Raw genomic sequence first — 10580 nt, 5'->3', positions numbered from 1 at the left:
TATTTATCTTGAAACATAGGGTATCAGATTCATCTGATACAAAACTATGTTTTCAAGTCCGTTCGGTCGAAAAACCTCTGTAACTAACTATATTTCAAATATTTCAAAGAACTTTTTTAAACTTTAATGGGACAGCAATGATAATAATTAAACAATCAAACTATGAACTATCAATTTAACAAGATTCTCTTTGGAGCATTCATAACCGGACTTTTGGCTACGGCGTGTAGTGACGACGATCCAATATCGGATGGTAAACCGGATCCTACAAACCCCACCGAGCAACGAATGTTTTCTGTGGCTGGAGCTATTCACGATGAGATTCCGGGGAACGGAAATGGAGGAACAGTGCTCTACGGATTTACCAAAGAGCAGGCAAATGATCCGGAATTTGAAATCAATGCGTTTGAAAAAGGGTCTCCTGTAAAATCGCAAAGAACCGCACGACTACAGTCGTCTGTGGATGGTTCAATCATTTTTAATATTGCTTATGGAGGTGATGTAGGAGGTGAGTTTTCAAAATATCGCGTAAATGGAGGAGATAATTACGAGCAATTTGGAGGAGTTGTCAATATCTCACAATACGCGGGAACAGCACCGAGATGGGTAAAGCTGTACGACGGAGATAAAACAGGAGTCGCTGTTAGTGTTTCTACTCCGGAAGTCACTGTAGATGAAGAAGGAAATTACCTTCATACTCGAGGATTGGCAACCGTGGTTGCTATCGACTTTGAAGAGGTGGTAATAGCCAACGTAAAACAATTTGAAATTCCACTTACAGAGGAAGAAGAAAAGCAGGGATATCATATTTACCGATTGGATGCACCTGCGTTGAATGCTGCCGGAGATAAACTCATTATTGGAACCTGGATGGGGAAAACCGATCCGCTTACCGGACTTAGCGACGAGAGCGCATACGACCGCCTCGGCTCTAAATCGCTCGTAGTAGATTATCCTTCTCTGGAAAACCCCAAAATTATCACATCGACTGTAGGACATGGAGATACCAGTGGTTACAGGAGCGGTAATGCCTCTTTGGGAGATGATGGCTATATCTACCAGTTTTCGTCACGTGAAACTACGGGTGGATCTCGTGTTATGAGGATTTCTCCCGATGGCGAATACGACGATAGCTATGAGTTGAACTTAGATGAGCAGCTGGGAGTTACCAATGCTTATATTGAAAGCTGGAAAAATGTGGGTAACGGTTTTGCCTATGTTATGTACCGCCACGACGGTTCGCCAGCAGCCGATTTTAACGATGCCGGAGATGTACAGAGCTTTGTAGCTCGAGTAGACCTAAAAGCGGGAACTGCCGAAAATGTAAATCTTCCTTCTCACCAGAATAACTATATGAACCAGTATCAGGGATGGGCTGTAGACGGCGATGAGGTGTATATTTCATTCTCACCCGTAGGCGAAGACGGTAATATCTACATCCTGAACAGTCTGACCGGAGAAGTGAAAAAGGGAGCAAAACTGATCAATCAGCCGGGTAACCACTTTATCGGTGTTTGGTAATGAGTTAGCCTTAAATGCTATAAAGTTATATACGGAGGTCGTTTTCTAAGATGCAGAAAACGACCTCTTTTATTTATGATTCCAGTAGAGTCTTACTCACCAAAGTATAAATTGAGTATTGGTGATTATTGTTCAAAAAAATAGGGATAAAAAAATGGGATTCAAAAGTAATTGAATCCCAATGGTTGGATTATGAAAAAGTTAGTTAGCTGTTTAAAGCGTTGCTAATGTATGATAAGTATTTTTAAAAATGTATAAAAGGGGAAAATAAATTTGATAAAATTGCTAATTGTGCATTTCAGCGTAAAAACAATGGATTTTATCGATGATTTCTTTAAAGTCATTTTTGTTTTGCACAAAATCCATTTCTGAGACATCTATAATGAGAATATTTTGTTGGTGGCTGTTCTTAATATGGTCCATATACCCCTTGTTTATCTTCTCTAAGTAGTCGTAAGACATGTCTTGTTCGTAGCTGCGTCCTCTTTTTTTTATCTGTTTTAGCAGTCTTTCGGTATTTTGGTACAGGTATACGTATACATCTGGTTTGAGCAATTCTTTGTACATCAGGCCGAATAGTTTTCGGTAGAGAAAAAACTCTTCTTCCGGGAGGGTGATTCGGGCGAATATCAGCGATTTGTAGATGTCGTAATCGCTCACCATAAAACTTTTAAACAAATCGGGTTGTGAGGTGTCGTCGGTAAATTGCTGGTAGCGATCGGCCAGGAACGACATCTCGAGAGGGAAGGCGTAGCGCTGGGGTTCTCTGTAAAACTTGGGCAAAAAGGGATTGTCGGCAAAGCGTTCCAGTATGAGTTTTCCGTTGTACTCTTCCGCTATCATAGTGGCCAGCGTAGTTTTTCCGGAACCTATATTACCTTCTATGGCCAGGTAGTTCAAAGATGAAAAAAGCTGGTCTTTTTTCAGTTGCACACTGAGATCCGTTTTGTCGATTTCACTGTCATCCGGGCATTCTTCCAAAAGTTTAGCGACAGATTTCTTTAATTCCGGATGTATTTTTCCCGGGGCAATATCGGCCAAAGGAGCTAGTACAAACCTGCGTTTTGCCATTTGCGGATGGGGCACTATAAGGTCGGCTTCTCGAATAATTTCGTCTTCGAAAAAAAGAATATCGATATCGATAGTTCTCGGCAGATAGCCTTTTTCTTCCGATCTTATACGTCCCAGTTGTCTTTCGGTGTCGAGGATGTACTTCAGTAACTCTTGTGGTGATAAATTGGTGTCTACTGCCAAACAGGCATTGAGAAAATCGTCACTCGAAAAGCCCCAAGCTGGAGTTTGGTACAGGGGCGAGCAGCTCTTTACCTTTATCCCGGGATGGGCTTGCAGTCGGTCTGTTGCATTTTGCAAGTGTAGGTGCCTGTTGCCCTGATTACTCCCGATAGAAAGATATGCGCGTTTCATGCTGCAAAATAAATAAAACTAAGCCACATAAATCGGGGATATTCCAAAAAGCACAAAGTATTTTGTAGACGCTCTTGCCGGAAGGCAAAATTATTTTGGCATTTAGTGAACATTGGAGAGCTTAAAGCTCAGTCGACAATCTCTACTTCCATCCGCACATTTTCATAGGGCCATTCCCGGCTGTCGGTGGGGAGTTGATTGATTTTGTCTACCACATCCATCCCTTGTATCACCTTGCCAAAAACAGTGTATTTGCCATCCAAATGGTAGGCGCCCGGACGTTTTACAACGATAAAAAATTCGTATGGAGAGGCCAGTTTGTGTGGGTTGTCTACATTGTCGCTACTCGGCATAGAAACCACTCCTCGATGATGTTTTAATCCTTTGTCGGTATCGGGAGGTAGTAGATACTTTCCTATCTCGCCTCTTCTTTGAGCGATTTCTCTGTTGTCTGAACTTCCACCCTGGATGATGAAGTCTTTTACAACTCGGTGAAAGCTAGAACCGTTAAAATATCCTTTCTTGGTCAAGTAGATAAAATTGGCTCTGTGATAGGGCGTTTGGTCAAACAATTCAATGACAATGTCTCCGTATTTTGTGCTGATCTTAACTTTGTTTTCCTTGTGTTCTTTGCTGTATTCAAAGAAAAATGGGATGGCGTTGTCTTCGTCGAGTACTATAGTGTCTTCTACCTTTATGGGTTTGCTTGTCACAACAGAGGTGTCACTTTCTTTGTTCGATGTTTTTACACTGTCAGTTAGCTGTTCTTTGGCAGTAGGAAGGGGAGCTTTACTATCTTTTTTAGGGTTTTCTTGACAGCTGATTAAAAATATAAATAGTATTATTGTGCAAGTACTCAGTATGTGACGTAACATGAATTTTGACGAATTTTTAGAATTAATACCAAAAATAAAAAATCTGCCCTTACCGGGAAGGGAATCTCAGTATAAAATGGCATCGGCTTCGCGCAGAGTGTTGATGGAGGCCGAATTTAAAGCGACGACTCCTCGTGAGGCCGGGGTAATGGCACTCTTTTACCCCGACCGAAATAACAGAGCGAATACGGTGCTTTTGTTGCGTAAGGATTACGAGGGGGTTCACGCCAATCAGGTGGGTTTTCCGGGAGGTAAAAAAGAAGAAGAGGACGAGAGTATAGAGGCTACCGCTATTAGAGAAACCGTAGAAGAAACTGGGATTTCGGCAGAAAGTATACAGGTAATTCGCTCTCTTACTTCACTCTATATTCCTCCCAGTAATTTTATAGTATATCCCTTTATGGGAATACTGACTAGCCCACCGCGGTTTTTGCCTCAAGCGGAGGAGGTCGCTAAATTGCTGAAAGTTCCGGTCTCCGAAATGATAGACGACAGTGTGGTGCATAAAAAGGATTTTGTCACCGCTTATGGCAATAATAAAAACACTCCCTATTTCCGTTTACAAGGACAGGATGTATGGGGGGCTACCGCGGCTATGCTCAGCGAGGTGAAAGACCTTGTTGTACTAGTGAAAAAATAAACATCGATTACGGTTAGGTGTCAGGTGAATTATAAAAATTAACATATATTGCAGTGCTGTTTCGTTTATTTCGTTTAATATTGTATACTGAAAATGTGCAGTGTAATGGAAACTTTTTTGAACATAAACAGACCTTCAAAAGACGAGCAGGAATTAGCCGTTGAGTCTTATGATGCCTTAGTGGCTGTTATAGGGCAATTAAATTCTGAAAACCCGGAGATAGAGATTGAAGAAACGCGGGAGAGAATTAGAATTCCTATTAGTGCCCTAAAATTTCTCGGTGAAATTTTAAAAGCAATGGGACAAGGGCTTCCTTTTTCACTTGTTCCAGTAGCTACGGAAGTAACTACTCAAAAGGCAGCCGAAATCCTTGGATGTTCAAGGCCACATCTGGTAAAGCTGCTTGAAAAAGGAGATATAGCGTATACCAAAGTAGGGAAACACAGGAGGGTCAGGTTTGAGGATGTAATGGAGTATAAAAACAAAATGAAGAAAAGTCAGAAACAACATATTATCGATATAATGAAATCTGACGAAGCATTAGGGCTGTATGATTCATAGTGTTAGATTTATATGTGTTTTAGATACCAATGTGATTTATCCTGTTGAAATCAGAGATATGCTTTTTTGGTTTGCATATTTTGAAATGTATACTCCAAAATGGAGTGAACATATTTTTGATGAATGGAAAGAAGTAATGAAACGAAAAGGAGTGAGTAATGAGGAAGCTTTGAAAAGAGTAATGAAAGCAAATTTAGCATTTCCCGATGCTTTGGTTACTAATTATTCTGGTTTGATAAATGGATTGTCATTGCCAGACCCTAAGGATTGTCACGTTCTTGCTGCTGCCATAAAAACAAATGCCAATGTTATAGTGACAAATAACATCAAGGACTTTCCTGAAGATTATTTGTCTTCTTTTGGATTAACTGCAAAAACGGCAGATGATTTTCTAACCGATATTATTGATTTAAATCCGGAACAGGCCGTGATAGCCTTTAGACAAGTGGTATTAAACAGAAGGAATCCGGACCTAAATGAGTTTGAAGTTCTCGATATTTTAAGAAAAAGAGGACTAAAATCTACTGCTGATTTTTTGCATTCACAACTTTGATTATTTAAGGGAGTGAGTAGTCCTAAGCTTTAAAATGACATGTGTTCAAATGGGGTGTAATGTACATTTAATTCGAGTACAGGATATTTAAACCTCTTCTTTTATATCTTTGTGTTAGGTCATACTAGTCGCGAGTCTGTGGAGTGCTGATTGCAGTACGCAAAATTTTCGTATTTAAAACCGGTGAAACTTATTATGGGGTTGTTTAAAAAAAATCCTTTCGGACATATTCTTTTTCTCAAAAAATGGCTTATCCGTATTTTCGGACTTCTCACGCACAGGCGATATCGAGGGTTTAATGAGCTCAGTATAGAGGGCTCAGAAATTATCAAAGAATTGCCTGATACCAAGGTGTTGTTCGTTTCCAATCACCAAACTTATTTTGCCGATGTAGTAGCTATGTTTCACGTTTTTAATGCCAGTCTTACACATCGGGTGGATTCGATTAAAAATGTGGGGTACATATGGCGTCCTAAGCTCAATATCTATTATGTAGCGGCAAAGGAAACTATGAGAGCAGGACTGCTGGCCAGAATCATGGCATATGCCGGAGCTATCACGGTAGAACGCACCTGGAGAGCAAAGGGAAAAAGCGTAAAACGGGATGTTAATCCACAAGACACTGAGAATATAGGGAAGGCCTTGGACGACGGTTGGGTAATTACTTTTCCTCAGGGGACTACCAAACCCTGGAAGCCTATAAGAAAAGGGACGGCACACATTATAAAACAGTATAAACCCATTGTGATCCCGGTGGTTATCGACGGTTTTAGAAGGTCTTTCGACAAAAAGGGGTTGTGGGTGAAAAAGAAAGGTATACTGCAATCGATGGTGATCAAAGAGCCGCTAAAAATCGATTTCGAAAATGATACGGTAGAGCAAATTGTGGAACAATTGGAATACGCTATCGAACAACATCCTTCCTTCCTCAAGGTGATTCCTGAAGAGGATTTGAAAATGGAAGAAGAGCTCAACGAAAAGCGAAGGTGGAGCTATAGAGAAGACTAATTGCCAAAACGTATTGTTTTAACTATTTTTGAGACAAATAAACAACTATGATAGCAAATAAAAGTCTTCAACTACTCCTGTGTTGTCTGTTGTACAACGGACTGCTCTTCGCTCAGAAAAAAACACTTACTCCCGACGATTTTGACCGGTGGAAACACATCGCCAAACCCCAACTTTCGGAAGACGGCAATTTTCTGGTATACGAGTACAACGATGGCAACGGAGATGGCAGCCTGGTGATAAGTGATATACGTGCCGGAGTTTCAGATACTATAGATCGCGGTGCGTCGGCTCGGATTAGCGGTAACAGCAGTCTGGTGGTTTTTCGTATAAAAGCTCCTATAGATCTGCGCAGAAAAGCGGAAACCGAGGGCTGGAAGGGCGATAAAAAACCTTCAGATTCTCTTGGAATATATCTGTTGAAAAGCCGCGAAATTATCAAGTATCCCCAGCTAAAGAATTTTAGTTTGCCGACAGAAGGAGACAGTTGGCTGGCTTTTAAAACAGTGGTCAAAGCTCCAGATCTCAAAAAGAAAAAAACGGATAGCCTCAAAGCGAATAAAAAGAAGAAGAAAGATACTCTTGTAGTGGTGCTTAATCCTATTCGCAAAGACAGTCTGTCTTTTAAAAATATTAGTACCTACGCCTGGGCGCGTAAAGCGAACAGTTTGTTGCTGGGAAGTAAAAAGAAGGACAGTACATCAACTCAGGCTGCAGTGTTGCGTCTCGATGCTGCTAGCGCTCAAGTAGATACGATTTTTAAAGGAGAGGGCGAGGTGAAGAGCGTAAAATCCGGTCCGGAGGGTAAAAAATTGGCTTTCCTCTTTTCGGCAGATACGACCAAAGTGAAAAAATACACCTTGTTCACCGGAAAGGGAAATACCGTGGGAGAATTGAAGACCACAGATATTAGCGGTCTACCCGATGGTTGGGCTCCTTCGGAAAACGGAAATGTGTTCTTCTCTGAAAACGGAAAACGACTTTTTTTCGGAACCGCTTATTACCAAGGAGAACACCCACGTGATACACTGCTCAACAAGGAGAGAGCGAGACTTGATATATGGTCGTGGACTGACAGCAGACTACAACCGGAGCAAAAAGTAAACCTCTCTAAAGATCGCAAAAAGACCTTTACAGCGGTTTACGACTTTGATAGAGACAAGGCTATACAACTTGCCGATAGTGCGGTTCCGGATGTGAGAGTACTGGACAAAGGCATGGGGACTTATGTGTTGGCAGAAGATGAAAGTAAGTATCAAAGGGCTTCGTCTTGGAATGCTTTGTGGGTAAAGGATATATACGCTATAGACTTGAAATCGGGTAAAAAGCAATTGCTGGTAGAGGCTCAAAACCGTGTGTGGATGGGACCTGCACAGCGCTATGCTGCTTATTACAACAGGAAAGACAGCCTGTATTATTCGATAGATTTGAAGCAAAACAAACACATTCCGTTGACTGAGGGCTTGGAAGTGGCTTTTTACGACGAGACTAACGATATGCCCAGTGAGCCTTATCCGTACGGACTTGCAGGTTGGGGTAAAGACGATAAGGCACTTTATGTATACGACAGGTACGATATATGGAAACTGGATCCTACAGGGAAGAAAAAACCGCAGAGACTTACACAAGACGGCAGAGAAGAAAAAACGATTTACAGATACCTCACCCTAGATCGCGATGAGAAGTATATGGGAGAGAACGGTGCGTTGTGGTTGTCTGTTTTTGAGGAGAAAACCAAAAAAGCGGGCTTTGCTCTGGCCGATTTGAATAAGGATTCGTATACGGTAGTGATGCGAGGTGACTACAGCTTAGGACGTCCTGTAAAGGCAAAGCATAGCGATAGGGTGTACTTTAGCAAACAGACTTTTAAGGAGTATCCGGATTTGTGGATTACAGATACAGCTCTCGACACTCCTAAAAAATACACCTCGGCCAATCCGCAACAGAAAGATTACCGCTGGGGTAATGTGGAATTGGTGGAGTGGAATAACTACAGCAATGAACCTCTTCAAGGTTTGTTGTACACTCCCGAAAATATGGAACCGGGGCGCAAATATCCTATGGTGGTCTATTTTTATGAACTCAGTTCTGATACCTATCACCGACACTATATTCCATCGCCAAGTAGGTCGGTGATAAACAGAACCTTTTACACCAGCAACGACTATGTGGTTTTTGTTCCGGATATAGTGTACAAAGAAGGCTATCCCGGTCAAAGCGCTTACAATTGTATTGTGAGTGGAGTAGAAAAGTTGATAGGCGAACGTTCGTATATCGATTCTGAAAAGGTAGCCCTTCAAGGACAGAGTTGGGGAGGGTATCAAACCGCTTACCTGATTACTCAAACCGATATGTTTGCCGCAGCCATGGCCGGAGCACCTGTGAGCAATATGACCAGTGCTTATGGAGGAATTCGCTGGCAAACGGGAATGAGCAGGATGTTTCAATACGAACACACTCAGAGCCGCATAGGGGGAACGCTGTGGGACAAAATGGATTTGTATATAGAAAATTCCCCATTGTTTTATGCTACTAAGGTAAATACCCCCTTGCTTATGATGCATAACGACAATGATGGAGCCGTGCCGTGGTATCAGGGTATAGAGTATTTTGTTGCATTGAGAAGATTGGAAAAACCGGTGTGGATGCTGTCTTATAACGGCGAACCACACAACTTGAAGGGGGATAGCTGGGGTAATAGGAAAGATCTCTCCATACGTATGATGCAGTTTTTTGATCACTTCCTCAAGGGGAAAGAAGCTCCGGAGTGGATGGTAAAAGGCCGGCCGGCACTGCAAAAGGAGTATCACAAAGGGTATTGACAATATGTGGAGTCAACGCTCAGTTTGGAAAGATAAATCTGTGATTCATTTTGTGTAGAGGAAAGGGATTGAGGTTGTTTGTTCTCGAAGAGAAGAATCTCCGATTTCTCGTAAAAGCCTTACCTTTAGCGCAACAAAAACAGCGTCTATGAAAGGAATAGTCCTTGCCGGGGGTACCGGGAGTCGGCTCTACCCCCTTACTAGGGGAGTTTCGAAACAACTCTTGGCTATATACGATAAACCCATGGTGTATTACCCGATCTCTGTGCTTATGCTGGCAGGTATACGGGATATATTAGTCATTACAAGTCCGGAGGAGTTGGAGCACTTCAAGAGGTTGTTGGGCGACGGTTCGGACTTTGGAATTTCGCTACAGTACGCTATCCAGCCTAGTCCGGACGGATTGGCTCAGTCGTTTATCATAGGAAAAGAGTTTATCGGTAAGGATCCGGTATGTCTGGTGTTGGGCGACAATATATTTTACGGTCACGGGCTTACTGCCTTGTTGCAACAAGCCGTAAGTAGGGTAAAGCAGGAGCAGAAAGCCACCATATTTGGCTACTATGTTCAAGATCCTGAGCGTTATGGAGTGATTGAATTTGATTCTGAGGGCAAGGCGTTGAGTATTGAGGAGAAACCTAAAGAACCTAGGAGTAATTATGCCGTAACCGGACTTTATTTCTATCCCAATTCTGTAGTAGAGATTGCGTCGGGTATTACTCCCAGCGCTCGGGGTGAATTGGAGATCACTGCGGTCAATGCCGAATATCTCCGTCGAGAAGAACTCGCCGTTGAGCTTATGGGGCGCGGCTATGCCTGGTTGGATACCGGAACACATCAGTCTATGTTGGAAGCCTCCAATTTTATTCAAACCATAGAAAAACGTCAGGGACTCAAGGTGGCCTGTCTTGAAGAGATCGCTTACGATCGCAAGTATATCGATCGCGAACAGTTGCTCGTCTTGGCTCGGCGTATGGAACAGTGCGAATACGGGCAATACCTCCTCAGGAAAGTCAATTAACTATTGAGTCAATTCATTGCTGTCCCATTAAAGTTTAAAAAAGTTCTTTGAAATATTTGAAATATAGTTAGTTACAGAGGTTTTTCGACCGAACGGACTTGAAAACATAGTTTTGTATCAGATGAATCTGATACCCTATGTTTCAAGATAAATA

At 42.1% G+C, this 10580-nt stretch carries 9 protein-coding genes; 7 read left to right on the top strand and 2 right to left on the bottom strand.

Annotation, left to right across the window (positions count from 1 at the left end; genetic code table 11):
• Positions 1–162 precede the first annotated feature (162 nt).
• A complete protein-coding gene (locus ACYZZR_RS13100; RefSeq protein WP_461534462.1) occupies positions 163–1521 on the top strand; it encodes a hypothetical protein in 1359 nt (452 codons plus the stop codon).
• Positions 1522–1806: 285 nt separating this feature from the next.
• On the opposite strand, the gene folK is transcribed toward ACYZZR_RS13100, so the two are convergent.
• Together folK and ACYZZR_RS13090 are read right to left on the bottom strand one after the other, a co-directional pair.
• On the bottom strand, positions 1807–2946 hold the full coding sequence (gene folK / locus ACYZZR_RS13095) for a 2-amino-4-hydroxy-6-hydroxymethyldihydropteridine diphosphokinase (RefSeq protein ID WP_461534461.1): 1140 nt from the start codon (positions 2944–2946) through the stop codon (positions 1807–1809).
• Positions 2947–3074: 128 nt separating this feature from the next.
• Positions 3075–3659: a peptidylprolyl isomerase gene (locus ACYZZR_RS13090; protein WP_461534460.1), complete on the bottom strand. Its 585-nt coding sequence runs from the start codon at positions 3657–3659 to the stop codon at positions 3075–3077.
• A gap of 160 nt (positions 3660–3819) precedes the next feature.
• Between ACYZZR_RS13090 and ACYZZR_RS13085 the strand changes: the two genes are divergently transcribed.
• From ACYZZR_RS13085 to rfbA, 6 genes are all read left to right on the top strand, one after another.
• Complete coding sequence (locus tag ACYZZR_RS13085) at positions 3820–4461, top strand: NUDIX hydrolase (protein WP_461534459.1); 642 nt, start codon at positions 3820–3822, stop codon at positions 4459–4461.
• Positions 4462–4566: 105 nt separating this feature from the next.
• Positions 4567–5022: a helix-turn-helix domain-containing protein gene (locus tag ACYZZR_RS13080; protein WP_461534458.1), complete on the top strand. Its 456-nt coding sequence runs from the start codon at positions 4567–4569 to the stop codon at positions 5020–5022.
• Positions 5012–5575 (top strand): PIN domain-containing protein, encoded by a 564-nt coding sequence (locus ACYZZR_RS13075; RefSeq protein WP_461534457.1) that lies wholly within the window; start codon positions 5012–5014, stop codon positions 5573–5575. The genes ACYZZR_RS13080 and ACYZZR_RS13075 overlap by 11 nt, the downstream gene beginning before the upstream one ends.
• A 195-nt stretch (positions 5576–5770) precedes the next feature.
• On the top strand, positions 5771–6583 hold the full coding sequence (locus ACYZZR_RS13070) for a lysophospholipid acyltransferase family protein (RefSeq protein ID WP_461534456.1): 813 nt from the start codon (positions 5771–5773) through the stop codon (positions 6581–6583).
• 47 nt (positions 6584–6630) lie between these two features.
• Complete coding sequence (locus ACYZZR_RS13065; protein WP_461534455.1) at positions 6631–9405, top strand: alpha/beta hydrolase family protein; 2775 nt, start codon at positions 6631–6633, stop codon at positions 9403–9405.
• A gap of 148 nt (positions 9406–9553) precedes the next feature.
• Positions 9554–10426 carry a glucose-1-phosphate thymidylyltransferase RfbA gene (gene rfbA / locus ACYZZR_RS13060; RefSeq protein WP_461534454.1) on the top strand — a complete coding sequence of 291 codons (873 nt, stop codon included), beginning with the start codon at positions 9554–9556 and terminating at the stop codon, positions 10424–10426.
• Positions 10427–10580 lie beyond the last annotated feature (154 nt).

Source organism: Sinomicrobium sp. (genome assembly GCA_029266035.1).
Lineage (GTDB): Bacteria > Bacteroidota > Bacteroidia > Flavobacteriales > Flavobacteriaceae > Sinomicrobium.
The sequence above is the reverse complement of the archived record's forward strand: the minus strand, read 5'-3'. Positions and strand labels throughout refer to the sequence as shown.